1 protein-coding gene is annotated in these 268 nt (G+C 55.2%); it reads right to left on the bottom strand.

What is annotated here, in order from left to right:
• Nucleotides 1-268, bottom strand: a 268-nt coding sequence (locus DMB71_RS22040) for a hypothetical protein (RefSeq protein WP_204251748.1), incomplete at both ends; no start/stop codon positions are given.

The raw sequence follows: 268 nt of genomic DNA, 5'->3' as shown, positions 1-268 counted from the left end.
AAAGCCCGCTTTGAAGGTCTCGAAAGCGGCATCCAGTGCAGCCTGATCGGCATAAGCGCAGGCTGAAGCGTTAACCGCCGTCGGAGCTTCTGGGGTTACGGCTGCTGGAGCCGTGATGGTGAAGTCTCGGCTGATGGTCTGGTCATAGCATTTGTCGGTTACTTTATAGGTAACTGTCACCGTGCCTCCGTCGCATAATTTAGGAGCTGCTGGAGTTCCTTGGATCTCGCCTTTCGCATCGCATCCTCCGCTCACTTTAAAGCCCGCT

Origin of the sequence: Flavobacterium tistrianum (assembly GCF_003254545.1) — a bacterium.
Taxonomy (GTDB): domain Bacteria; phylum Bacteroidota; class Bacteroidia; order Flavobacteriales; family Flavobacteriaceae; genus Flavobacterium; species Flavobacterium tistrianum.
The sequence above is the reverse complement of the archived record's forward strand: the minus strand, read 5'-3'. Positions and strand labels throughout refer to the sequence as shown.